The sequence below is a fragment of the Asaia sp. VD9 genome, from assembly GCF_037150015.1.
In the GTDB taxonomy this organism is placed as follows: Bacteria; Pseudomonadota; Alphaproteobacteria; order Acetobacterales; family Acetobacteraceae; genus Asaia.
This window is the reverse complement of the sequence record NZ_JBBCQM010000008.1, coordinates 58,621-82,535: the sequence shown is the minus strand read 5'-3', so window position 1 is coordinate 82,535 and position 23,915 is coordinate 58,621. Positions and strand designations below refer to the sequence as shown.

The window sequence follows — 23,915 nt, the reverse complement described above, 5'->3', positions numbered from 1 at the left end:
GTGAATGACCGTTCTGGAAAAGAAAAATGGCGCGCCCGTCAGGGCGCGGTGGTAGCTGAGGCTGCGGAATCAGACCCGCAGCAGATGGACATCGACCAGAGGGCGCTTCTGGAGCTTGCGCCCCAATGCGCGGCGCAGAGCCGTCTTGGCCGCGTCACGGAAGGCATCGTCGTCCTGCCGCAGATCATCAGGGATCTCGTCAATGGCATCTGCGAACTCCTCCGAGATGCGCGTGCTTTCAGGGTCCTCTGACTCGAGAAGGCCGGGGGCGCTGATCTTGGGCATGCCAATCACATATCCCTCATCGTCAACCGCGAAGCTCGCGATGACCATGCCGTTGAACAGCATCTTGCGACGCGCCGCCAGAACGCCGCCGGTCATGGGCAGCAGACGCCCGCCATCGAGCGCCAGACGACCCGTCGGGGCCGTATCCACCACCTCTGCATGGTCCGGGCCCAGTCGCAGCAGATCCCCGTCTTCGAGCAGGATCGCCTCGGCCCCGGTTTCACGGGCGAGGGCCGCGTGAGCCGTCAGGTGGCGCCATTCACCATGGGTCGGAACGCTCAGCTTGGGGCGCACAAGGCTGTAGAGATGACGCAGATCATCCGCCGTGGCATGGCCCGACACATGGACCAGATGGTCCTTGTCGGTCAGCACTGTGGCGCCGCGACGGGTGAGATTATCCTGCACCGCCATGACCGCCTGCTCATTGCCGGGAATCATGCGCGATGAGTAGATGACCGTATCACCCTCACCCAGCGAGATATTGGGATGGACGTCCGAAGCGATACGCGACAGGGCCGAGCGAGGCTCACCCTGGCTTCCCGTGATGATCATCAGCAGCCGGTTATCGGGCACCGAATTCGCCTCACGCTCATCGAGGAAAGGCGGGATATCCCGGAGATAGCCGCATTCGCGCGCGGCAACCTCGAGATTACGCAAAGAGCGCCCGACAACCATCACCTGACGTCCGGCCGCCTTGGCAGCGCGCGCGATGCTCTCGACACGTGCGACGTTACTGGCAAAGCAGGTGATGGCGACGCGGCCATGCAGCGTCTTGATCAAATCGGCCATGGAGTCCCGCACCTGGCCTTCCGTACCGGAAATCCCGTCGCGGAAGACATTGGTGCTGTCGCATACCATGGCCAGAACGCCCTCATCGCCCACAGCCTTGAAAGCATCGAGATCGGTCAGGGGGCCCACTACAGGCTCGCGATCCAGCTTCAGGTCGCCTGTGTGCACGATCGTGCCATAGGGGGTGCGCAACACCAGCGACTGGGCCTCGGGCACAGAATGGGTGACATTGATGAATTGCAGGTCAAACGGCCCGACCGCAAAATGCCCGCCCATCGGGATCGTATGAATCGTCACCTGCGACAGCAGATGCGCTTCTCCCAGCTTGCGGCGCAAGACGGCGCTTGCAAAAGGTGTGGCGTAGATCGGGCAGCGCAACTGCGGCCAGAGATGCGCGACGGCGCCGAGATGGTCTTCATGCGCATGGGTGATCACGAGACCGCACAGGCTCTTGTGTCGCTCGGTGATGAAAAGTGGGTCAGGCATGAGGATTTCGGCTTCAGGCGTATCATTGCCCGAAAACCCGATACCGCAATCAATGGCAAGCCATTTGCCATCGAGACAGTACAGGTTGAAATTCATGCCGATCTCACCTGTCCCGCCGAGCGGCAGGAAGGCCAGACCTTTTTCAGTAATGCTCATTGAATAGTCCTAAAAGAGTCAGAAAACGCACCTTCATCCTGGTGCCGGAATAAATTCGCCCGTGGCATTGCGCGCAGCCAGAAGGCGCAGCCCGTCGAGCGTGAGTGTTGGGGCAACATGCTGGAACAGATCTGTTCCCTCAGAAAAAAGCGGGGCAAGGCCGCCTGTGGCGATCACCTTGATCGGTGTGGCCATCTCAAGCGCAATGCGCGAGACAATTCCTTCCACCAGACCAACATAACCCCAGAAAAGCCCTGATCGCATGGCAACAGTGGTGCTGCGTCCGATCGCCGAGGACGGACGCCCGACGCTGATGCGCGGCAGTCGCGCGGCAGCCTGATGGAGCGCCTCGAGCGACAGATTGACTCCCGGTGCAATCGCCCCACCGCAAAATGCGCCCTCCTCATCGACTACGTCGAAAGTCGTCGCGGTCCCGAAATCGACCACCACAAGAGGGCCACCGAAAAAATGCTGGGCCGCGAGGCCGTTGAGGCGCCGATCCACGCCGACTTCGGCCGGTGTGTCGACCTTGACCGGGCAACCCCAGTCCAGCGCGTTATTGGCAATAAGCGGCTCTATATCGAGCCATTCGCGACAGAGACGCCGCAGGTGATACAGCGCGGCGGGAACCACGGTCCCGATGATGGCACGGGAGATGGCGCGATGGTTGAGATTGGAGAGTTCGATCAGTCCCAGAAGCCAGACAGCGTATTCGTCAGAGGTCCGCTGGTCATTCGTCGAGATACGCCATGTGCCACGCCAATCCTTCCCGTCATGGACGGCAAAGACAATGTTCGTATTACCGGCATCGACAACGAGGAGCACAGACCATCCTTCACCCAAGCAACAGAATATCCCCCGCCGCGACCGTCTGAACCTCGTCCCGGTCGGTCTGAAGGAGAAGCCGACCGCACTCATCGAGACCCGCGAAGAAACCCTCAATATAGTTCCCCCCCCTCTGGACCGCAAGCCGCGAACCCGGCTCATGCGCACGGTCCAGCCAGGCGGCGCGCACAGGTGCAAAACCATCGCGCTCCCACCGGGCAAGCCATACCCCGAATTGGGTCAGGATATCCCGCGCAAGTCGCTCCGGCTCCACCGACCCGCCGAGAGCGGCTATCGAGACCGTTTGACGCCCTTCGATCTGAGGGGCGGATTTCAGATTGGCGCCGATACCGGTCACGATCCAGGCTTCCGTGCCCTGGCCGCCCCGCTCGATCAGAACCCCACTGAGTTTGGCCCCGTCGCACTGCACGTCATTGGGCCATTTGAGCCGCAAAGAAACGCCGGGCAAATGGGAAGAGAGCGCATCATGCAGGGCGACCGCCACGAGAAATGGCATGGCCTGAACGAGCGCCTCGATACGCGGATGACGGCAGATGAACGAAAAGGAGAGATTGCCCTCGGGGGCACTCCAGACGCGCCCTCGTGTGCCACGCCCCGCGCTCTGGCGAAAAGCCAGGACGGCACTACCATTCGGCGCGCCATTTTCTGCGTCGAACTTGCAGGTATCGGAGGTGGACCCCAGTGTCTCGTGACAGGTCAAGGTCCAGGGAAAGCCTGGTGTCAGGCTCATCGCGCTTCCGTAGTCTGAGGAATGGTGGGCGATGACGGGATTGAACCGCCGACCCTCTCGGTGTAAACGAGACGCTCTACCGCTGAGCTAATCGCCCTCAGAACAGGCGAAAACGAATCGCCGCCTGTTGTGAAACAGGGGATACGTTAACTGACGGCATCCTTCAAGCCCTTGCCGGGGCGGAAACGGACAGAAACCGAAGCGGGGATATCAATTTCCTCACCCGTGCGTGGATTACGCCCCTTGGCCGCCTTGCGCGTGGCGGTCACGAAGGAGCCAAATCCGACAAGGCGGACTTCCTGCTTGCGGGCCAGTGCCTCTTCAATGCTCGAGAACAGGGCTTCGACCACGTCGCCCGCCTTCGCCTTGGGAAGATCGGTCTTCTCCGCGACGGCCGCAATGAGCTCCTGTTTGTTCAGCGGCTTGTCCATCTCATTCCCTTTTAGAATTCGTCATGATCCGTTGCGATGCCGATCCCTCGGCGCTTCATGCACCGCACTATGAAGGCGTTTTCCCTAACGTCAACAGCGCAGATAACGCCCCGGGCGGGCCAATTAACGCTTTGACCCCTGATGCGTCTTTCCTGCACCGCCCTCGGGCCGATCAGGAGAGGATCCACCGCCTCAAACGACAAAGGCCGCCCAGAAGGGGCGGCCTTTGTTTGATGTTGGAGACGAGATGCCCTTCAATGTGGCAACTGGCTGGAGAGGCTCTCTGCCGCCCGTGCCGCGGGGACGTCTTCCTCCTCGTCCCACTCGATTGCCTCCGGCGGCCGCACGAGTGCCGCGGCCAGAACCTGATCGACGTGGGAAACGGGGATGATCGTCAAAGCATCTTTCACGTTAGCCGGAATTTCGGCCAGATCCTTTTCGTTATCCTTCGGGATGAAAACGGTCGCAATTCCGGCACGCGTTGCCGCCAGCAGCTTCTCCTTCAACCCGCCGATTTCGAGCACCCGCCCGCGCAGAGTGATCTCACCCGTCATCGCGACGTCGCGCTTGATGGCAATCCCGGTCATAACGCTGACGATGGAGGTCGCCATGGCCACGCCAGCGGACGGACCATCCTTCGGGGTTGCCCCTTCGGGGACATGCACATGAATATCGCGCTTCTCGAACAGCGAAGGCTTGATGCCGAAGGTCTGGGCCCGCGAGCGCACGTAAGAGACAGCTGCGGACACACTCTCCTGCATCACCTCGCCCAGCTTGCCCGTGGCCTTCACATGGCCCTTACCCGGCAGCATCACACTCTCAATGGTCAGGATTTCACCGCCGACCTCGGTCCAGGCCAGACCTGACACCATGCCGACCAGATCTTCCGACTCAGTCTCACCATGCTTGAAGCGACGAATACCTGAGAACTCGCCCAGATTCTCCGGGGTGACGGCAATCGTCTCGACCGAAGACGTGACCAGACGCTTGACCACGCGGCGCGCGATCTTGGCAATCTCGCGCTCGAGGTTACGGACGCCTGCCTCGCGGGTGTAATGCTGGATCAGGCTGCGCAGCGCGGCGTCGCTGATCGACCATTCATGCGGCTTGAGGTTATGCGCCTCGGCCTGCTTGCCCACCAGATGACGTCGGGCGATCTCGACCTTCTCATCCTCGGTATAACCCGACAGGCGGATGACCTCCATGCGATCCAGCAAAGGCTGGGGCATATTGAGGCTGTTCGCCGTCGTCACGAACATCACATCCGACAGATCGTAATCCACCTCGAGATAATGATCGTTGAACGTGCTGTTCTGCTCAGGGTCCAGCACCTCGAGCAGCGCCGAGGACGGATCGCCACGCCAGTCCGACCCCATCTTGTCGATTTCATCGAGCAGGAAGAGCGGGTTCGACGTCTTCGCCTTTTTCATGCCCTGCACGATCTTGCCCGGCATCGACCCGATATAGGTACGACGGTGACCGCGAATTTCGGACTCGTCATGCACGCCACCCAACGACATGCGCACATACTGACGGCCTGTCGCCTTGGCGATAGAACGCGCGAGAGAGGTCTTGCCGACGCCCGGAGGCCCGACGAGGCAAAGGATCGGCCCTTTGAGCTTCTGCGAACGCGTCTGCACCGCCAGATACTCGAGAATGCGTTCCTTGACCTTCTCCAGCCCATAGTGCTCCGATTCGAGCACTTCTTCCGCTGCGGCGAAATCGCGAGACACCTTGGAGCGCTTTTTCCAGGGGATGGACAAAATCCAGTCCAGGTAATTGCGCACAACGGTGGACTCAGCGGACATCGGGCTCATGCCACGCAGCTTGCGCAACTCACCCAGCGCCTTTTCGCGTGCTTCCTTGCTGAGCTTCGTCTTGGCGATACGTTCCTCGATCTCAGCCGTCTCGTCACGACCGTCCTCGCCCTCACCCAGTTCCTTCTGGATCGCCTTGAGCTGCTCGTTCAGATAGTATTCGCGCTGCGTCTTTTCCATCTGGCGCTTGACGCGGTTGCGAATCTTCTTCTCGACCTGCAAGACGCCGATTTCCTGCTCCATATGAGCGAAAACCTGCTCCAGACGCTGACTGACTGAACCGCCTTCCAGGATCTCCTGTTTTTCGGCGATCTTGAGATTCAGATGGCTCGCAATCGTATCGGCCAGCTTCGAGAGGTCCTCGATCTGGTTCAGCGAGACCATGACTTCCGGTGCGATCTTCTTGTTGAGCTTGATATACTGCTCAAACTGGGAGATCGCCGTGCGGCCAAGAGCCTCGGCCTCACTGCCGGCTTCGTGGGTATCTTCGACTTCCTCGATCTCGGCCTCGAAATGGCCGTCAACATCGTGGAATTCCTTGATCCGGGCGCGTCGAATTCCCTCGACCAGTACCTTCACCGTTCCATCAGGCAATTTCAACAGCTGCAGGATCGTCGAAACCGTACCGAAGCGATAGATGTCCTCGGCCGGCGGATCATCCTGCGCAGCGTTCTTCTGCGCAACCAGAAGGATCTGCTTGTTGTCACGGGTCACCGCCTCCAGGGCGCGGACCGATTTCTCACGCCCGACAAAGAGCGGAACAATCATGTGCGGGAAGACGACAATATCGCGCAGGGGCAGGACAGCAATCGTCTCGACAGTCTTGGCCTTGGCCTCTTCCGCACGGGATGCGGTGTTCAGCTTGGCCACCGCAGTCTTCCTCTTTTTCTCAGTCATGGAATATTGATCTCCTCGAGGACGATCTCGGCATGGTCACCCGAAATATGGCGTGAACGACGCCGCGTCAGCGCTGCCTGTCCAGGCAGCAACCTTGTATATGAGAGCGGAGGAGCGCTGCGGCAAGTCGACCCTCCGGTTTTGCCCTGCAGGGTCAGGCAGACTGCTCAGCCGGTTCGCTGGCCTTGCCACTGCCGTAGACATAGACGGGCGCCGCACGATTTTCAGCGACATCCTTGTTGATCACGACCTCCTCAACGCCATCGAGGCCGGGGAGATCGAACATGGTACCGAGCAGAATGGCTTCCATGATCGAGCGCAATCCGCGCGCGCCCGTCTTGCGGGCGATCGCGCGTTGCGCGATCTGCACGAGTGCGTCATCGGTGAAGGTTAGAGCCACACCCTCCATCTGGAAGAGGCGCTGATACTGCTTCACGAGCGCATTCTTGGGCTTGGACAGGATGGCGACCAGCGTGTCCTCGTCCAGATCCTCAAGCGTGGCGACCACAGGCAGACGACCGATGAACTCGGGGATCAGACCGAATTTGAGCAGATCCTCGGGCTCGACGTCGTGCAGGACGGCACCCAGGCGACGGTCATCGGGGTTCTGCACATCGGCCCCAAAGCCAATGCCCGACCCTTTGCCGCGCGCCGAGATGATCTTGTCCAGCCCGGCAAAGGCACCGCCGCAGATGAAGAGCATGTTGGTCGTGTCGACCTGCAGGAATTCCTGCTGCGGATGCTTGCGGCCGCCCTGTGGCGGCACGGATGCAACCGTGCCCTCCATCAGCTTCAGAAGCGCCTGCTGCACGCCCTCCCCGCTCACGTCGCGCGTGATCGACGGGTTGTCGGATTTGCGCGAGATCTTGTCGATCTCATCGATATAGACGATGCCGCGCTGAGCGCGCTCGACATTGTAATCGGCGGCCTGGAGCAGCTTCAGAATGATATTTTCGACGTCCTCACCCACATAACCGGCTTCGGTCAGTGTGGTGGCATCCGCCATCGTGAAGGGCACATCGAGAATGCGCGCCAACGTTTGGGCCAACAGGGTCTTGCCCGATCCGGTCGGACCGATAAGCATGATATTGGACTTTGCGATCTCGATATCATTGCTCTTCTGCGCGTGCGCCAGGCGCTTGTAATGGTTATGGACAGCCACAGACAGCGCACGCTTGGCGATGAACTGGCCGATCACATAGTCATCGAGAACCTTGCAGATTTCCTTGGGGGTCGGCACACCGTCGCGCGACTTCACAAGATGCGTCTTGTGCTCTTCGCGGATGATATCCATGCACAGTTCGACGCATTCATCGCAGATGAAGACGGTTGGACCGGCAATGAGCTTGCGTACCTCATGCTGCGATTTGCCGCAGAACGAGCAGTACAGGGTGTTTTTCGAATCGCCGGTCTTGTTCGTCATCGTTGCTCCTCCTCCCCGACCCGGGCGACCGTGAGGTCACGTCGCGTCGGGGGAATTCCAAACTTAGGCCAGGCAGCGAGAGCCCGGCAAGCCCCTCCCGGCACGGGGCAATAATAGGATACTTGGCATGGGGGCGATGCAGGGCCTGAAAACCCAGCAAGTGGCCCGGCAGGAGGGCCGGACCTCACAACCGGAAAGCAGGATCAACCCTGCTCGGCAACACTCTTGGGGCGAGCCTGAACGACCTCGTCCACCAGCCCGAAAGCCTTGGCCTCGTCAGCCGAGAGATAGGTATCGCGCTCGAGCTTCTGCTCGATTTCCTCTAGGCTGCGGCCCGTATGGTGGCGATAGATCTCGTTCAGACGCTTGCGGATCTCGAGAATCTCGCGCGCCTGAATCTCGATGTCGGAAGCCTGTCCCTGAGCGCCGCCGGAGGGCTGATGCACCATCACGCGCGCATTGGGCAAACAGAAACGACGTCCCTTCTCACCGGCTGCCAGAAGCAGCGATCCCATGGAAGCGGCCTGACCAATGCACACCGTGCTCACGGGGCAGCGGATATACTGCATGGTGTCATACATCGCGAGACCGGCCGAAACCACACCGCCGGGGCTATTGATGTAGAAGGAAATTTCCTTGCTCGGGTTCACGCTCTCAAGATACAGGAGCTGGGCCGAGATGACAGCGGCCACCTGGTCATAGACAGGGCCTGTCAGAAAGATGATCCGCTCCTGAAGCAGGCGGGAATAGATATCGAAAGCGCGTTCGCCGCGTGACGTCTGCTCGACGACCATCGGTACGAGCGCGTTGTTGAAGATCTCGACAGGATCGCGATCCCTCATGGCCATTTCCGTTCCTAACTGGCACCGGCCCCATCAGGGCCGGTGCGTGACTTCTCTCATCTTGGTATGGCCACCATGAACGCCTAGAGCCCGTCCGTCAAAAAACGAACGGACTCCAAGAGTCGCGGTGCGACTCAGCCGATCAGAGATCGGCGGGCGGGATTTCGGCCAGCTCTTCCGGCGTCACTTCCTTGTCGGTGACCTTGGCCAGCTCGATCAGGTAATCGACGACCTTGTTCTCCAAGATCGGGCCGCGCAGACCATCGGCTGCCTGCGGGTTCTTGCCGAAGAACTCGAAAACGGCCTGCTCCTGACCGGGGTAGCGCATGGCTTCCTGACGAACCGCCTGCATCAATTCTTCACGGGTGACCGTGATTTCCTTGGTACGGCCGATCTCTGCCAGAAGCAGACCCAGCTTGACGCGGCGCTCGGCAATCTTGCGGTAATCGGCGCGCAGGGTGTCTTCATCCTTGCCCGCGTCTTCCTCATCCATCTCACCCGAGGCGCGATCCTGCTCCACGCGCTGCCAGATCTGGCCGAACTCGCTCTCAACCATGCTTTCGGGCGCTTCGAAATCGGTCTTGCCTGACAGGGCATCCAGCAGCTCGCGCTTGATGCGCAGACGCGACAGCTGGCCGTACTCGCCTTCCGCCTGCTTGACGATGATGTCACGCACCTGAGCGATGTTTTCGAAACCGATCTTCTTGGCGAGTTCGTCATCAAGCGCCGGATCGACCGGGGTCTTGAGCGCATTCGCCTTGATGTCGAAAGTCGCTTCCTTGCCAGCCAGTTCCTTGGCCTGATACTCGGCGGGGAACGTGACCGTGATCACCTTCTCTTCGCCAGCCTTCATGCCTTCGAGCTGCTCGGCGAACCCGGGGATGAAGCCCTCGCCACCGATTTCGACATTGACGTCCTGCGCCGTACCACCATCGAACGGCGTGCCGTCGAGCTTGCCGACGAAGTCGCAGTTCACGACATCACCCGTGCCAGCAGCGCGGTCTTCCTCGATCGTCTCGAAGTTGCGCTGGCGCTTGGCAAGCTCGGCGAGTGCCTTGTCGATCGTCTCATCGCTCGGCTTGGCCGTCAGGCGGGTCAGTTCGAGACCGGACAGGTCAGGAACAGAGATTTCGGGTAGCACTTCGAGGTCGATCTTGAATTCCAGATCGCCTTCGCCCTCACCACCGGAAACCAGCTCCACCTTCGGCTGGACAGCCGGGCGCAGCTTGTTGTCTTCGAGCACCTTGTTGGTGGCTTCGTTGACGGCCTGCTCGAGGATCTCGCCATTTAGGGCGGCGCCATAACGCTGCTTGACCAGCGAGGCAGGCACCTTGCCGGGGCGGAAGCCAGGCAGGTTGATGGTGCGGCCGAGCTCGGCGAGACGAGCGGCGCGTCGCGCCTCCAGATCGCCAGCCGGCACAGTGACGGTAAAGCCGCGCTTCAGACCTTCGGATTGCGTTTGGGTAACCTGCATCTGTCAGGCGATCCTCTATTGACCGGGTTGCCATCGGGGCCCCGCACCCGGCTTCATCGCAGCACGGGCAAGGCAGGAAGCCCCGACTAAGGAGAAATTTTTGGTACGGGCGGAGGGACTTGAACCCCCACGACTTGCGCCACCAGAACCTAAATCTGGCGTGTCTGCCAATTCCACCACGCCCGCACACACTCGGTTCAGCCAGAGCTGCACCGTCAAGCGCGCCGCTTTACAGCAAGATCATCCTTTTCACAAGACAGGCGCCGCGCCCGATCGATGGCCTCGGCGCGGGCATCGCCCAGATGGGCGTCCAGCGCCTCGACTATGGGCCAATTTCCGGCGCGCAACCCTGCCTCGCCATGGAGCCAAGCCCCCGCACAGGCGGCCTCCCAATGAGGCATGCCCGCTGCAAGCAGCGTTCCGATCACACCGGCCAGCGTATCGCCGGAACCCGCCGTGGCCAGAGCCGGGCTTGCATGATCATTGAGGGCAGCGCGGCCATCAGGGGCGGCGATCACGCTAACCGCCCCCTTGAGCAGCACCACCGCCCCGATGCGTTTCGCGGCGTCTCGCGTCGCACTCACGATATCCTCACCCGGCGCCCCAAAGAGTTTGGTAAATTCTCCGATATGAGGCGTGATGACTGCTACGCCAGCCAGCTTCTCCGGCGCATCGGCAGCCCAGCCCAGCGCCCCAGCATCGGCAAGAATGCATTTCCCGGCCGCAATCAGCTGCGGCAGGCTCTTCGCAACCTCTCCAGGGGTCAGCCCAGGCCCGCAGAGCCATGTTTCGCGCCTGGGGTCCCCGAGCAAAGCATCGAGCGGTTCTTCGTCGATCACGAGTCCCGGTGCGCCCAGCCTGTAGGCTTCGGCACTCGCTCCGGCGCTGATGCGCACGAGCCCCGCCCCACTGGCACGGGCACCCGCCGCCGCGAGACGCGTTGCCCCCGGCATAACTTGTCCGGCGCAAAGGCTTACGACACCCCTGCTGTATTTATGGTCCTGAGGGGTCATCTCGGGGATAGACCAGAGCCCCGGCTGGTTGAGAAAGAGATTCGGCTTTGCATGAGCCAGGCAATCCTGCGGCATCCCGATATCCGCGCAAACAATGTCGCCACACAAAGCGCGGCCGGGATAGAGCACATGACCGGGTTTGGGCCTGACGAAAGTCACGCTGGCCTCGTACTGCGGCCCCTCGACGAGCAGAGCGCCGGTCAGGCCATTCACAAAGCTCGGCAGGTCAACGGCAATCAGTCTACGCGACGCTGAAAGCACTGCCATGATGGCATCGGAGGGCGCCCGGTCGAGCCCTGCTCCAAAAATCGCATCGATCACCAGATCCGCTCTGGCAGCATTCACGGCCGTAAAGTCAACACGATTACCCCGGAAGCGTTCGGCCGCCTCCGCCGCAGGACTGCCTGCCCGCGGCTCGGCTAGTGGGGCAACCTGCACTGGCCAGCCAGCCCGTTCCAGGTAACGCGCAGCTACATAGCCATCCCCTCCATTATTGCCGGGACCGCACAGCACCAGCACGCGACACGGGGCATAACGTGCGCGAATTGCCTGCGCGACGACCCAGCCCGCGCGCTCCATCAGGGCGCTGATTCCGGTCGAACGGCTGGCCATGGCATCCATGGCGGCGCATTGCGCAGGCGTGGGAAGGGAAAAACGCAGGACTGAACGCATCTGGGGCTTACTCCGCTGTTGATGATTTTGCGCAGACTGCTAGGGAACGTTGCATTAAACCGCCGGTATGCATGATCCCGCCCTTTTGAGGGACGAGCACCCCTGGCCCTGATTTCTTGTGGAGCATTCATGTCCAACCCGTATCTGTGGAGCGTCATCCTCGCGCTGCATCTTCTATGCATGGCCTATTGGATTGGCGGCGGGCTGTATGCGGCGCTCGCAAGCCGCAGCACGGTGGCCCTGCTCGAGCCGGCGCAGCGCCAGAATGTCCAGATCCAGTTGATCGCACGCTATTTCCGTGCGCTCCTGCACATCATTCCAACGGCTCTGATCACGGGCTGGCTGCTCGTCATTCACGCTGGCGGCTTTGCGACAATGAGCCTGCCGATCAATATCATGCAGGGGCTTGCAATCGTCATGGCCCTGGTTTTCGTCAATGCCTATCTCGGGCCGTTTCAGAGCCTGCGCCGCGCCATACGCCCCCAACCCGCACTGTTCGACGCCGTGCGCAAGCGCGTGATGCTGATGGTAGCGATCGGAGTTCTCACGGTGTTTTTCGCCGCCATGGGCGGTAATGTCTGACCTGACGAAGCCCTGCTGTTTCAACCACAGATCATGGGTCGCGATGCCTTGCGGCGTCCCCTCTGGCTAGGATACCGTAAAACCTTGCCTTTTGCGGGATTTCCAGATAACGCACAGTCGATTGGCCAGCCATCTCAGCTGGCCGCTCTGTAAATATGCCGTGCCGACGCATCGCATTATTTCTAGACCTCCAAAGTTATCAGAGAGCAGTTTGACCGCAAAATCGATCGCAGGTTCCGCAAAGACCTCCCCCACACGCAAGAAACGTTCCACCTCGAAGACGGAACTCCCCGTGATGGAGGCTGTGTCTGACACGCAGCCGCGCGACGCGCAGCCCGCAACAGAGACCGGTGCTACCAAGGTCAAATCTGCTCGTAAGCCAAGGACTGCAACGACGAAAGCACCTGGCACCGCCACGAAAGCGGCGTTGAGCAAGCCCGCCAAGGCAGTGAAGACCGGTGTCGAGGCGGACTCTGTCAAATCAACGAAGCCCAGGGCGACCAAGGCCCCAGCGAAAGCGGTTGCCGCCAAGGCTTCCGAGGTCAAGTCCGAGCCCGTCACTGCCGCGATGCCTACGACTGAAGCACCGCCCATCAAGCGTGGTCGCGGTCGCCCGCGCAAAAATCCGGTCGTAGCGCCTGTCGTCGAGGCCCCCGTGCCGAGCCCGGCAGAGTCTGAGGCGGCAAAGCCTGCGCGCGGTCGCAAGCCCGGCCCGAAGGCCACAGCGAAGACCTCCCCGGCAAAGGAAATCGCCGCAAAGGCGGCGAAAGCAAAGCCTGCCGAGGCCGCAGCCGAGATACAGGCAGAGCCCCCTGCCGAGCTCCCCCGTGACGCAGCCCCGGCAAAGGGGCGTCCAGGGCGCAAGCGCAATGCCGCGAGCACGACCGCTGCACCGGCCCGTCGCGCCGCGGTGAAGGATGCCAAGGCAAAAGCCGACGCGCAGGAAAATGCGCCGGAAATCGCCCCGAATCCCGTAGAGAAGACCGAGCCAGTCTCATCCGTCGTTGCCCAACCCTCCGATGAAGCCCCGGCGGAGGCTCAGGCCGCCTCGCGTGGGCGTCGCCGACGCAGTGGCCGCAAGAGCGCGGAAGGCTCTTCAGCACCCACCGCTGAAACCGCCCCAGCGCCCGAAACCGAGATCGCGGCTGCGCCTCTCGATGAGGCGATGAAGGCTCTTGTCGACGCGCCCAAGCCGCTTTTCTCCGAACTCGGCCTTTCCACGCCAATCATGCGCGCCATTGAGGAGATGGGGTACGAGCATCCAACCCCGATCCAGGCCCGGGCTATCCCTGTGGTTCTGGGCGGTCAGGACGTGCTCGGCGTGGCCCAGACAGGAACGGGCAAGACGGCCTCATTCACGCTCCCGATGCTCGAGCGTCTGGCCGGGTCGCGCGCCCGCGCACGCATGCCGCGCTCCCTGATTCTGGAGCCGACGCGTGAACTCGCGCTTCAGGTAGCGGAGAACCTGACCCTTTACGGCAAGCATCTGCGCCTGAACCACGCGCTGCTAATTGGCGGCGAGAGCATGGCCGATCAGCGCGCGGTGCTGAACCAAGGCGTGGATATCCTCATTGCAACGCCGGGCCGCCTGATGGATCTGTTCGATCGTGGCGGGCTATTGCTGACCCAGACAAGCATTCTCGTGATCGATGAAGCCGATCGCATGCTCGATATGGGGTTCATCCCCGATATCACCCGTATCGTCTCCATGCTGCCCGTTCGTCGTCAGACACTGCTTTTCTCGGCAACCATGGCGCCGGAAATCCGTACACTGGCCGATCAATTCCTGCATCTGCCGGAAGAGATTACGGTATCACGCCCCTCCTCGGTCGCGACAACCATCGAGGAAGCGCTTCTTGTCGTCGACGAGGCCGACAAGCGCCGCGTTCTGCGCAAGCTGCTGAAGCGCGAGAACGTGCAGAACGCCATCGTGTTCTGCAATCGCAAGCGCGATGTCGATGTCCTCTACAAGTCGCTGCACAAGCATGGTTTCGCGGTCGGTCATCTCCATGGCGATCTGGCTCAGTCCCTGCGTTTCAAGACGCTCGAGCGTTTCAAGGCGGGTGAACTGCAGATCCTTGTCTGCTCCGATGTAGCCGCGCGCGGCATCGATATCGGCGGGCTTTCGCATGTGTTCAATTTCGACCTGCCGTTCAATGCAGAGGATTACATCCACCGTATTGGACGCACCGGTCGTGCAGGCAAGACCGGCCATGCATTCAGCCTGGCCACACCGCGCCAGAAGCAGCTGGCCGAGGCGATCGAGAAGCTGAAGCACGCCCCGCTTCCAATGATTGAGATCGATGGTATCGAGACCCTGCCCTGGGCCGATCCGGAGCAGGACGGCGCTCAGCCGGAGCGCCGGGAGCGCCGTCACGGGAAGGATCGCGGTGGCCGTCACAACCGCCATGGCGAGAGCCGTGACCGTGACCGTGACCGTGACCGTGACCGTGACCGTGACCGTGACCGTGACCGGGTTGCACCTCAGGAAGCGCTGCGTCAAGAAGCCGCGCCAACGCAGGAAGTCCCGGCTGAGCGCGGCTCTGTGGCCCCTACCTCGTCCTTCGATCACGATACGCCGCGCACCGGGTTCGGCCATGAAACGCCTGCCTTCATGCTCTTGCCGCGCCGCAATCGGCGCATCGAGCAGGACGAGCAGGTCGGACCGATCCAGCATCGCGGCACAGTCTGATCCCTGATGCCCAGTATCGTTGAAGCCGAAATTCGCGCCTTTGGCGCGAATGGCGACGGGCTTGTGCTGATTGATGACAAGCCCGCCTACATCCCTCACGCCGTGCCGGGTGACCGGATGCGTCTTCGCGTGGGGGATGACCGGCATGTCGAGGTGCTCGACCTGCTTTCCCCTTCCCCTGAACGCGTATCGCCCGTCTGCGCGCTCTTCGGGCAGTGCGGCGGTTGTTCCATGCAGACCACTGCCCTCCCCGCATTGCTCGACTGGAAAACCGCGCTTGTGCGCCACGCTCTTGAACGGGCAGGCTTCCGCACGCTCCCGCGCGTCACCTCCGTCCAGGTTCCTCCCGAGACGCGCCGCCGTATCGATCTGGCCTTCCAGCGACAGCCGGGTCGACTCGTTCTCGGCCTCCATCGCCGTCACGGCGATGTCGTCGACATGACAGAGTGCCATGTCGTGCATCCTGCGCTCCTGGCGCTGCTCGACCCGTTGCGCCACGTCCTGTCTTCGCTCGGCGCAGTGACAGGAGGCGGTGATCTCCAGATCAATCTCTACAGTTCGGGTCCGGATATCCTGCTCTCGACCGATTCTGCGTTGGCGCCGACCGACCGCGTAAAACTCGCGGCGTTCGGGCGAGATCACAGGATTCCCCGTATCTCATGGAAGTCGAGGCGCCGCCCCGAGCAGGGATTCGAGATCGTCGCTCAGCAGGGACCCGTCTTCCATGCCTTCGGTGCGGTCAAGCTGTGCCCGCCCCCTGGCGGGTTCCTGCAAGCGACGGAACAGAGTGAGAGCGCCATCGCTCAGGCAGTGCTCGATGCGCTGCCCTCGCTGAACAGGCGCGATCCTATCGTTGAGCTCTTCGCGGGCTTTGGTACGTTGACGGTTCCCATGGCCCAGAAAGGGCGCGTTCTCGCCTATGAAGGGCATTTCGAGGCGATCTCAGCCCTCAAATCAGGGGCGATCGGTCAGAGAATCGAAACGACGCACCGCGATCTGACACGCCAGCCCCTGATCGCCAAGGAATTTGCCAAGGCCCGCGTGGTCGTGCTCGATCCGCCCCATGCGGGAGCGTTGATCCAGATGGACCATATCGCACGCTCCGGCGTGGAAGATATCGTCTATGTAAGTTGCAACCCGCAAGCGCTCCAGAAAGACTCTGCTCTTCTGCAGAAAGCGGGATACGAGGTGCTATCCGTTTCGGTTATCGACCAGTTCCTTTGGTCTACGGAAGTTGAAGCCGTCGTCAGCTTCACAAAAAGCAAAAAGAGACTTTCACGCCGTCAGACGTGAAAGCTCTCACCGCACCCGCAGCGGCCCTTTTCATTGGGATTGGTGAAGGTAAAGCCTGATTCGAGATCCTTGACCTCATAATCCATTACCGTCCCGATCAGAAACAGGGTCGCCTTGCGATCGACCAGCACGTCCACCCCATGATCCGTCACACGCTCATCACCGGGCAGGGCCGCATCGACGAAACTCATGTCATAAGACATACCCGAGCATCCGCGCGTGTTCACCCCGATACGCAGGAGCTGGCCCTTGTTCGCGCCTTCATACAGTTTCCTCAGACGCGAGGCTGCACGCTCGGTCATCTGCATGAGAGGAGGCAGCGCCCGGGGGACCGCGACCTTGATCGGGGCCTGTTCTGTCTGTGTCGCGCTCATACTCGTTTCCCTGTTCAGAACATGTTCAGTGCAAGCCGGGCATCGTCGCTCATGCGGCTCATATCCCATGGCGGATCCCAGACGATAGCGACGCTGGCCTTGCTCACCCCGGGAAGAGCGGCCACGGCCTCGCGCACCTGCTCGGGTAATTCCTGTGCGCTCGGACAATTGGGCGCCGTAAGTGTCATTTCAATATCGACGCGCCCGTCATCATGCAGATCGATCGCATAGATGAGCCCCAGCTCGTAGATATTGACCGGGATTTCCGGATCATAGACCGTGGCAATGGCGGAAATGACGCTGTCCTCATCGGGAACACCGGCCTGGTCTGCAGCAACGGTTTCCTCGGGCGGAGCGCCGAGCGGTCTGGTCAGGATGTGACCCTCTTCAGACATGAATGACCTCCCTCAATCAGACCAGCATCTGTCGGGCGCGCGCAACGCCCTTGACCAGTGCATCGATATCGTCGCGTGTGGTGTAAACACCAAAGCTCGCCCGTGCTGTGGCGGTGAGCCCGAGCCGACGGATCAGCGGTTCGGCGCAATGCTGTCCAGCGCGTATGGCAATGCCCTGGCGATCCAGCAGAACCGCCAGATCATGTGGGTGCGCCCCATCGACAATGAAAGAGACTACCCCGCCCTGATCGGCAGGCGCGCCTACGAGCTTCACGCCCTCACTGCCGCCCAGCACGTTACGGGTATAGGCCACGAGCGCCTTTTCATGGGCGGTGATCGCTTCGGCACCCAGCTCTTCCATGAACGCGAGCGCCGCGCCGAGCCCGATGACCTCGATGATCGGCGGCGTCCCTGCCTCGAATTTATGCGGCAGCCCGGCCCAACTCGATTTCTCGAAGCTGACGCTCTCGATCATCTCCCCACCACCCAGGAAAGGCGGCATGGCATTGAGCAGCTCGGACCGGCCCCAGAGCACCCCGATGCCGGTCGGGCCATAGAGCTTGTGCCCCGTGCAGACGAAGAAATCCGCCCCGAGCGCCTGCACATCAATGGCGCGATGCACGGCTGACTGCGACCCATCGAGCAGGATCTTTGCGCCATGCGCATGCGCCAGACGCGCCAGTTCATGCGCCGGCGTCAGCGTCCCCAGGACATTCGACATATGGGTGATGGCCACAAGCCCGACACGCCCGTCCGAGAGCAGGCTCTCGTAAGCGTCGAGGTCCAGATCCCCGGTCTCGGTGATCGGCGCCACGCGGAGTTCCAGCCCGGCTCGATCGCGCAGCATCTGCCACGGAACGAGATTGGAATGATGCTCCAGCTCGGAAATCAGGATCGCCTGGCCCGGCTTCAGCAACATGCCATAGGAATGCGCGACGAGATTGATGGCCTCGGTGCTGTTACGCGTGAAGATGATTTCACGGCGATCCGGCGCCTTGAGAAACAAGGCGGCCTGGGTACGCACCGATTCATAGGCCTCGGTCGTGCGCTCGCTCATCCAGTGCAGGCCACGATGGATGTTGGCGTATTGATGCTGCATGGCCTGAGCCATGGCCGCAATCACGCTATCCGGTTTCTGTGCCGAGGCCGCGCTGTCCAGGAAGACCAGCGGACGGCCATGAACTGTCTCAGACAAGATCGGAAACCGGTCCCGCAAGGACGCGAAACGGTCGAGCACGTCTCCTGACATGATCACCCTTCCCTGTTCAGCCACCAGGCTTCGACGCGCTGGTCCAGGAGGGCATAAGCAGCCTCATCGGTGACCAGAGCGAGCGCGTCGAGCAGGAAGGCCCGGACGAGCATGGCTTTCGCGGTTTCATAGGGTACACCACGCGCCCGCAGATAAAAAAGCTGCTCGTCATCGAGTGCGCCCACAGTGGCACCGTGGCTGCACTTGACGTCATCAGCGTAGATCTCAAGCTCGGGCTTGCTGTCGATCTGCGCCTTTTCGGACAGAAGCAGCGCCTGATTCATTTGATAGCCATCGGTCTTCTGGGCGATACGATCAACATAGATCTTGCCCTGAAAAACACCATGCGCCGCATCCATCAGCACGTTCTTGACCGTCTGGCGAGAATTGCAGTCCGGTGCAGCATGGGTGATGACGGAGGTCAGATCGGCGTGCTGCGTACCAGCCAGAAGCTGCGCCGCATTCACATGCACGGTCGCATGCTTGCCACCCAGATGCGCCAGAACCTCATGACGCGACAACCTGGCGCCGAGCGTCAGAGTGAAACTGTCATAAGTCCCATGCTCGGCAATGCTTGCATTCACAAGCGTCAGGTTCGCAGCCTGCACATCATCCTGCTGGACACGCAGATGGGTCAGGTGCGCCCCTTCGGCCACGGATACCGTCAGAGACGGATTAGCCAGATAAGCGCCTTCACCCGACTGGATATCGAGAAGGGTCAAGGTCGCTTCTTTTTCGAGCGTGACCTGATGCGTGAGATGCGTCGAAACCGGCCCTTCCCCCGAAACCAGAGAGACGAGACAGATCTGACCGGCCTCCATGCCTGCGGGAACCGTCAGGGACAGACCCGGCTGCTGCAGGGCGCTGTTGAGAACGCTGAGCGGACGGTCCGCCAGAAGCGGCGCCTCAAGCGCGGTCAGGACGACCGCCTCGGGAAGGCGCGTCAGCTCGGGAACAAGCACGCCGTTGACGAACACGACACGAGAGCCGCTGCGGGCCTCGGGAGCAAGGCGCGCCAGAAGGGCTTCCGCCTCGCCCAGCGAAACGGGCGCCGGCTGCTCGAACCCGATGCGATCAACATCGCGCAGCGGTGTATAGCGCCACGCCTCGAGACGACGCTGGGGCAGACCCTGACGGGCCAGGAGCTCTCTCGCTTCGCCTTTATGGGCGCGTGCGAGAAAAGACCCGATTGCAGGCGAAAAAGCGACGCTTTCGCTCATGCCACCGCCTCGAGATATTGCTGATAACCCTGCGCCTCAAGCGCCAGTGCGACCTCGGCACCGCCACTATGAATGATCCGGCCCTTGGCCATGACATGTACGCGATCCGGCTTGATGTAATCGAGCAGACGCTGGTGATGCGTAATGATGAGCGCGGAGAAATCAGGCCCACGCAGGCTGTTCACGCCCTCGGCCACAATACGCAGTGCATCGATGTCGAGGCCGCTATCCGTTTCGTCGAGGATCGCGAATTTCGGGCGCAGCATACGCATCTGAAGCACCTCGTTGCGCTTCTTCTCGCCGCCGGAGAAACCGACATTCACGTTGCGCTTGAGCATCTCGTCCGAAATGTGAAGATGCTTGGTTTCCGCACGCACGGCCTTGAGGAAACCCACGGCATCCAGCTCGTCTTCCTTGCGGGCGCGACGCACGGCATTTACCGCGGTGCGCAGGAAATTGGCGTTGTTCACACCCGGCAGTTCCACAGGTGCCTGAAACGCCAGGAACACGCCAAGAGCCGCGCGCTCCTCCGGCTCGAGGGCGAGCAGATCCTCACCCATGAAATGCGCGCTGCCGCCCGTCACTTCGTAATCCTCGCGTCCGGCAAGCACGTAGGACAGGGTGGATTTGCCCGACCCGTTCGGCCCCATGATCGCGTGGATCTCGCCCTTGGGCACATCGAGATCCAGACCGCGCAGAATCTCCTTGGGGGTTCCGTTATCGTCGATCTGCGCACAGAGACCGGAAATTTTCAGAAAATCATTCATGTTGCGGCTCTTTACCCGACGCTACCTTCAAGACTGAGTTGCAGGAGCTTCTGCGCTTCCACTGCAAACTCCATGGGGAGTTCCTTCAGGACATCCTTGCAGAACCCGTTGACGATCAGACCCACAGCGTCCTCTTCGGAGAGGCCGCGCGAGCGACAATAGAAAAGCTGGTCTTCGGAAATCTTCGAGGTTGTCGCTTCATGCTCAACGCGTGCCGTCATGTTGCGGTTTTCGATATAGGGCACCGTATGGGCGCCACACTGATCCCCGATCAGGAGGCTGTCGCACTGCGTGAAGTTACGCGCGCCGCGTGCCTTGGGCATCATACGCACCAGACCGCGATAGGTACTGTCCGAATGACCCGCTGAGATGGTCTTGGCAATGATGGTCGAGCGCGTATTCGGCGCCAGATGGATCATCTTGGTGCCCGTATCGGCCTGCTGGCGATTATTGGTCACGGCGACCGAGTAGAATTCGCCCACCGAGCCCTCGCCTGCCAGAATGCAGGACGGATATTTCCACGTGATCGCGGAGCCCGTCTCGACCTGCGTCCAGGAAATCTTGGCGTTGCGACCACGACATGCACCGCGCTTGGTCACGAAATTATAGATGCCGCCCTTGCCATTCTCATCACCCGGATACCAGTTTTGCACCGTCGAGTATTTGATCGTGGCGTCATTCATCGCCACCAGCTCGACCACGGCTGCGTGAAGCTGGTTCTCGTCGCGCATGGGTGCCGTGCACCCTTCGAGATAGGAAACGGTCGCGCGGTCCTCACAGATGATCAGCGTCCGCTCGAACTGCCCTGTGTTGCGGGCATTGATGCGGAAATAGGTCGAGAGCTCCATCGGACACCGCACGCCCTCCGGCACATAGACGAAAGAACCATCCGTGAAGACAGCCGAATTCAGCGCTGCAAAGAAATTATCGCTGACCGGCACGACGGAACCGAGATAACGCTTCACGAGCTCGGGATGCTCGCGAATGGCATCCGAGATCGGGCAGAAGATTACCCCGGCCTCTTCCAGCGTCTTGCGGAAGGTCGTCACAACCGAGACGGAGTCGAATACCGCATCCACGGCCACAGGCAGCCGCTCGGCCTGATCGGCACCCTCGACACCGGCCAGGATGGCCTGCTCATGAAGCGGGATACCGAGCTTTTCGTAGGTGCGCAGCAACTCGGGATCGACTTCTTCCAGCGATTTCGGACCGGGCTTCTTCTTCGGCTCGGCGAAGTAGAAAGCATCCTGATAGTCGATGGCCGGATATTCCGGCTTCTGCCATGTGGGTTCTTCCATCGCCTGCCAGGCGCGGAAGGCCTGCAGGCGCCAGTCGAGCATCCATTCAGGCTCCTGCTTGCGCGCAGAGATAAAGCGGATGGTTTCCTCGCTCAGCCCCTTGGGCGCGAATTCCATCTCGATATCGGTTTCGAAGCCCCATTTATAGGTCGACTGGCCAAGGGTTTCGACGGCTTCGCGTGTTTCGGTTACGGCTGGCATGTCATCCCTCCCCGGCAGGCTGATGATCCGGCATATGGTCCGGGGCCACGCACCGCGACGCAGGCATGATGCTGCCTGACAGATGGGCGCGGCTCATATCGGCTAGATTGATGGATTCGAGGGTCGAACGGATGGCCTTGTTGACCATGTCCCACTGTCCGGAGGAGAGCGCGCAAAGCGATTTGGCCTCGCAAACGCGCCCCTCGACACAGGCTGTAAGAGCGATCGGCCCGTCGACTGACGTGATCACGGCAGCGATCGAGATATCGGAAAGCGAACGCGCCAGGCGATAGCCGCCACGAGCCCCGCGATGCGAGGCGACGAGGCCATCGGCAGCGAGACCCTTCAGCAATTTCGCGACAGTCGGCTCCGGCACACCCGTGGCGCCCGCAAGCGCGGTAGCCGTCACGAGCGCGTCCTGTTGGCCAAGCTGCACAAGCAGAACCGTAGCGTAATCGGCGAGTTTCGATAACCTGAGCATTCTGCTCCCTCGATCAGTTCCGCATAAACAGAAATTAAAGACCTAAATGGTGCTATTTTTCTAGCAGATGCGCGCGCGAAGGCGCTGCGTCAACCCTTTTCGCCTTTTGTGATGCCGATAAAAACAGGGTTCAGCCGAGATGGCCGAAACACAGCCTCATGAGCATGTCCAGAACGGCCCCCACCACGAAGCCGACCAGCGTGCCATTGATACGAATGTATTGCAGGTCGCGGCCAACACGCTGCTCCAGTCGTGCTGAAAGCTCCTGCGGGTCCCAGCGCTCCATGACCGAGGCGATATAAGCGGCAAGTTTGTCGCGCAGCGAAGGCAGGATACGGACGAGCGTGGTCTTGAGCGTCTGCTCCAGACGCGCCCGCATGGCCGGATCATGATCGAGCTGATCGGCCAAGCTCAGCAGCGCCGCCTCGATGACACTGCGGCTCCATCCGTCCTCACAGGCCAGATCGGCTTCGGCCAGTCCCCTGAAGCGCTGCCAGATCTCGGACCACCACAGCTTCAGGCTGTCATGGCCCAGATAGCCCGATATCGCATCGCCAAAGCGCGCCCGACGCTCCGGGTCTTCTTCCAGACGGTCTATTTCCTGCCTGATCCACCCGGTAAATCCCTCGCGCAGTTCCGAGTCCTGCGGGTCTATCCGCTCCAGCTCCAGATAGAGCGCGGTGATCACGCGGTTGGCAACGGATGGGCCAATGGCCCAGCCGATCATGCGCCCCCCCTGCTCGCGCACGCGCTCCTCGATAAAGCTGCGCAGCGTGGCTTCACGCTTTTGCACGCCGAGCTTGAACCGCTCGAGCAGGGCGGACAGAACCTCCTGATGCAGTTCATTATCGACCAGCGCCCGGAGCGCCCTGGTCACGACCTTGATCGAGGTTTCGCCGCGCGCCAGAACAGGCAGCGCCTTGCCTATGGCGGCAGAAGCGCGCCCGTCCTCAAGCCGATCAAGCATATCGGGCACGCTACGTCGCAGGGCAGAGGCGGTGGCATTGGCCGTACGCGGCTGGCGCAGGAGATTGGCGAGAATGCGCGCCACATCTGCCGAGGCGAGCGCCCGTCCGGCATCTTCTTCCGTAAAGAACTGCGTCGAGACGAAACGCCCCAGCGCACGAGCCAGCCTCGGCTGCTGGCGGGGCAGAACCGCAGTATGCGGAATGGGGAGCCCCAGCGGATGGCGGAACAGCGCCGTTACCGCAAACCAGTCGGCAATACCGCCGACCACGCCCGCCCGCGCACCCGAACGCAGCACCTCCAGCAGATAGCTGTCACGCACCCAACCCAATGCCGGGAGCCCGGCGGAGATGACCATCAGACCGCCCATCGAAACCAGAAGACCACCCGCCAGACGACGCGAAGCCCTTAGGCTGGCCAGCGCCTCGGCCTCGGTCGCAGCGACATCGCTCATACGCTCGGACGGGATCGACTGATCGGAATTCGGATGATGCATGAAGGATCGATTAGCACCGCCGGAACAAAAAGTCCTGCGC

Annotated in this window: 20 protein-coding genes and 2 tRNA genes; 3 read left to right on the top strand and 19 right to left on the bottom strand. The window is 61.3% G+C overall.

Features of this window, described 5'->3' with window-relative positions; genetic code table 11:
* Window positions 1-69: 69 nt before the first annotated feature.
* The 11 genes from WFJ47_RS11085 to WFJ47_RS11035 all read right to left on the bottom strand — a co-directional run bounded on the left by WFJ47_RS11085 (window position 70) and on the right by WFJ47_RS11035 (window position 11,861).
* Window positions 70-1,716, bottom strand: coding sequence for a ribonuclease J (locus tag WFJ47_RS11085; protein WP_336763004.1), 1,647 nt, complete (start codon window positions 1,714-1,716; stop codon window positions 70-72).
* Between the two features lie 33 nt (window positions 1,717-1,749).
* The gene (locus tag WFJ47_RS11080; protein WP_127102576.1) at window positions 1,750-2,541 is read right to left on the bottom strand and encodes a type III pantothenate kinase; all 792 of its coding nucleotides are present in this window, start codon (window positions 2,539-2,541) and stop codon (window positions 1,750-1,752) included.
* A 10-nt stretch (window positions 2,542-2,551) separates the two neighbouring features.
* Window positions 2,552-3,292 (bottom strand): biotin--[acetyl-CoA-carboxylase] ligase, encoded by a 741-nt coding sequence (locus WFJ47_RS11075; RefSeq protein ID WP_336763002.1) that lies wholly within the window; start codon window positions 3,290-3,292, stop codon window positions 2,552-2,554.
* A gap of 22 nt (window positions 3,293-3,314) precedes the next feature.
* Window positions 3,315-3,389, bottom strand: a tRNA-Val gene (locus WFJ47_RS11070).
* Between the two features lie 49 nt (window positions 3,390-3,438).
* Window positions 3,439-3,723 (bottom strand): HU family DNA-binding protein, encoded by a 285-nt coding sequence (locus WFJ47_RS11065; RefSeq protein ID WP_127102578.1) that lies wholly within the window; start codon window positions 3,721-3,723, stop codon window positions 3,439-3,441.
* A 254-nt stretch (window positions 3,724-3,977) separates the two neighbouring features.
* Window positions 3,978-6,437: an endopeptidase La gene (lon, locus tag WFJ47_RS11060; protein ID WP_336763000.1), complete on the bottom strand. Its 2,460-nt coding sequence runs from the start codon at window positions 6,435-6,437 to the stop codon at window positions 3,978-3,980.
* A gap of 154 nt (window positions 6,438-6,591) precedes the next feature.
* Window positions 6,592-7,860, bottom strand: a complete 1,269-nt coding sequence (gene clpX, locus WFJ47_RS11055) for an ATP-dependent Clp protease ATP-binding subunit ClpX (protein WP_336762999.1) — start codon at window positions 7,858-7,860, stop codon at window positions 6,592-6,594.
* A gap of 203 nt (window positions 7,861-8,063) precedes the next feature.
* On the bottom strand, window positions 8,064-8,702 hold the full coding sequence (locus tag WFJ47_RS11050; protein ID WP_127102581.1) for an ATP-dependent Clp protease proteolytic subunit: 639 nt from the start codon (window positions 8,700-8,702) through the stop codon (window positions 8,064-8,066).
* A gap of 142 nt (window positions 8,703-8,844) precedes the next feature.
* Window positions 8,845-10,176 (bottom strand): trigger factor, encoded by a 1,332-nt coding sequence (gene tig / locus WFJ47_RS11045; protein WP_127102582.1) that lies wholly within the window; start codon window positions 10,174-10,176, stop codon window positions 8,845-8,847.
* Window positions 10,177-10,277: 101 nt separating this feature from the next.
* Window positions 10,278-10,362: transfer RNA gene (locus tag WFJ47_RS11040), tRNA-Leu, on the bottom strand.
* A 29-nt stretch (window positions 10,363-10,391) separates the two neighbouring features.
* Window positions 10,392-11,861, bottom strand: a complete 1,470-nt coding sequence (locus WFJ47_RS11035; protein WP_336762996.1) for an NAD(P)H-hydrate dehydratase — start codon at window positions 11,859-11,861, stop codon at window positions 10,392-10,394.
* Window positions 11,862-11,990: 129 nt separating this feature from the next.
* Between WFJ47_RS11035 and WFJ47_RS11030 the strand changes: the two genes are divergently transcribed.
* The 3 genes from WFJ47_RS11030 to WFJ47_RS11020 all read left to right on the top strand — a co-directional run bounded on the left by WFJ47_RS11030 (window position 11,991) and on the right by WFJ47_RS11020 (window position 16,428).
* Entirely contained in the window at window positions 11,991-12,443 is a 453-nt protein-coding gene (locus tag WFJ47_RS11030; RefSeq protein ID WP_336762994.1) for a hypothetical protein, read from the top strand.
* A gap of 211 nt (window positions 12,444-12,654) precedes the next feature.
* Complete coding sequence (locus WFJ47_RS16555; RefSeq protein WP_408868650.1) at window positions 12,655-15,135, top strand: DEAD/DEAH box helicase; 2,481 nt, start codon at window positions 12,655-12,657, stop codon at window positions 15,133-15,135.
* Between the two features lie 6 nt (window positions 15,136-15,141).
* Window positions 15,142-16,428 carry a class I SAM-dependent RNA methyltransferase gene (locus tag WFJ47_RS11020; RefSeq protein ID WP_336762992.1) on the top strand — a complete coding sequence of 429 codons (1,287 nt, stop codon included), beginning with the start codon at window positions 15,142-15,144 and terminating at the stop codon, window positions 16,426-16,428.
* On the opposite strand, the gene WFJ47_RS11015 is transcribed toward WFJ47_RS11020, so the two are convergent.
* The 8 genes from WFJ47_RS11015 to WFJ47_RS10980 form a co-directional block, all read right to left on the bottom strand.
* Entirely contained in the window at window positions 16,419-16,802 is a 384-nt protein-coding gene (locus WFJ47_RS11015) for an iron-sulfur cluster assembly accessory protein (RefSeq protein WP_336762990.1), read from the bottom strand. The two genes, WFJ47_RS11020 and WFJ47_RS11015, sit on opposite strands and share 10 nt — an antisense overlap.
* Window positions 16,803-16,816: 14 nt before the next feature.
* Entirely contained in the window at window positions 16,817-17,197 is a 381-nt protein-coding gene (locus WFJ47_RS11010; RefSeq protein WP_127102587.1) for an SUF system Fe-S cluster assembly protein, read from the bottom strand.
* Between the two features lie 16 nt (window positions 17,198-17,213).
* Window positions 17,214-18,446, bottom strand: a complete 1,233-nt coding sequence (locus WFJ47_RS11005; protein WP_127102588.1) for an aminotransferase class V-fold PLP-dependent enzyme — start codon at window positions 18,444-18,446, stop codon at window positions 17,214-17,216.
* Between the two features lie 2 nt (window positions 18,447-18,448).
* Window positions 18,449-19,666, bottom strand: a complete 1,218-nt coding sequence (sufD, locus tag WFJ47_RS11000) for a Fe-S cluster assembly protein SufD (RefSeq protein ID WP_336762987.1) — start codon at window positions 19,664-19,666, stop codon at window positions 18,449-18,451.
* Window positions 19,663-20,433, bottom strand: a complete 771-nt coding sequence (sufC, locus tag WFJ47_RS10995; RefSeq protein WP_336762985.1) for a Fe-S cluster assembly ATPase SufC — start codon at window positions 20,431-20,433, stop codon at window positions 19,663-19,665. Before sufC ends, sufD begins: the two co-directional genes overlap by 4 nt.
* An 11-nt stretch (window positions 20,434-20,444) precedes the next feature.
* Window positions 20,445-21,932, bottom strand: a complete 1,488-nt coding sequence (sufB, locus tag WFJ47_RS10990; RefSeq protein WP_264815033.1) for a Fe-S cluster assembly protein SufB — start codon at window positions 21,930-21,932, stop codon at window positions 20,445-20,447.
* Between the two features lies 1 nt (window position 21,933).
* Complete coding sequence (locus WFJ47_RS10985) at window positions 21,934-22,413, bottom strand: SUF system Fe-S cluster assembly regulator (protein ID WP_336762981.1); 480 nt, start codon at window positions 22,411-22,413, stop codon at window positions 21,934-21,936.
* 130 nt (window positions 22,414-22,543) lie between these two features.
* The gene (locus WFJ47_RS10980; RefSeq protein WP_336762979.1) at window positions 22,544-23,875 is read right to left on the bottom strand and encodes a DUF445 domain-containing protein; all 1,332 of its coding nucleotides are present in this window, start codon (window positions 23,873-23,875) and stop codon (window positions 22,544-22,546) included.
* Window positions 23,876-23,915: the final 40 nt, after the last annotated feature.

Coding starts and splice junctions, on each gene's coding strand:
- WFJ47_RS11085 (WP_336763004.1), bottom strand. CDS start 1,716: ATGAGCATTACTGAAAAAGGTCTGGCCTTCCTGCCGCTCGGCGGGACA.
- WFJ47_RS11075 (WP_336763002.1), bottom strand. CDS start 3,292: ATGAGCCTGACACCAGGCTTTCCCTGGACCTTGACCTGTCACGAGACA.
- WFJ47_RS11065 (WP_127102578.1), bottom strand. CDS start 3,723: ATGGACAAGCCGCTGAACAAACAGGAGCTCATTGCGGCCGTCGCGGAG.
- lon (WP_336763000.1), bottom strand. CDS start 6,437: ATGACTGAGAAAAAGAGGAAGACTGCGGTGGCCAAGCTGAACACCGCA.
- clpX (WP_336762999.1), bottom strand. CDS start 7,860: ATGACGAACAAGACCGGCGATTCGAAAAACACCCTGTACTGCTCGTTC.
- WFJ47_RS11050 (WP_127102581.1), bottom strand. CDS start 8,702: ATGAGGGATCGCGATCCTGTCGAGATCTTCAACAACGCGCTCGTACCG.
- tig (WP_127102582.1), bottom strand. CDS start 10,176: ATGCAGGTTACCCAAACGCAATCCGAAGGTCTGAAGCGCGGCTTTACC.
- WFJ47_RS11035 (WP_336762996.1), bottom strand. CDS start 11,861: ATGCGTTCAGTCCTGCGTTTTTCCCTTCCCACGCCTGCGCAATGCGCC.
- WFJ47_RS11030 (WP_336762994.1), top strand. CDS start 11,991: ATGTCCAACCCGTATCTGTGGAGCGTCATCCTCGCGCTGCATCTTCTA.
- WFJ47_RS11020 (WP_336762992.1), top strand. CDS start 15,142: ATGCCCAGTATCGTTGAAGCCGAAATTCGCGCCTTTGGCGCGAATGGC.
- WFJ47_RS11015 (WP_336762990.1), bottom strand. CDS start 16,802: ATGAGCGCGACACAGACAGAACAGGCCCCGATCAAGGTCGCGGTCCCC.
- WFJ47_RS11010 (WP_127102587.1), bottom strand. CDS start 17,197: ATGTCTGAAGAGGGTCACATCCTGACCAGACCGCTCGGCGCTCCGCCC.
- WFJ47_RS11005 (WP_127102588.1), bottom strand. CDS start 18,446: ATGTCAGGAGACGTGCTCGACCGTTTCGCGTCCTTGCGGGACCGGTTT.
- sufD (WP_336762987.1), bottom strand. CDS start 19,666: ATGAGCGAAAGCGTCGCTTTTTCGCCTGCAATCGGGTCTTTTCTCGCA.
- sufC (WP_336762985.1), bottom strand. CDS start 20,433: ATGAATGATTTTCTGAAAATTTCCGGTCTCTGTGCGCAGATCGACGAT.
- sufB (WP_264815033.1), bottom strand. CDS start 21,932: ATGCCAGCCGTAACCGAAACACGCGAAGCCGTCGAAACCCTTGGCCAG.
- WFJ47_RS10985 (WP_336762981.1), bottom strand. CDS start 22,413: ATGCTCAGGTTATCGAAACTCGCCGATTACGCTACGGTTCTGCTTGTG.
- WFJ47_RS10980 (WP_336762979.1), bottom strand. CDS start 23,875: ATGCATCATCCGAATTCCGATCAGTCGATCCCGTCCGAGCGTATGAGC.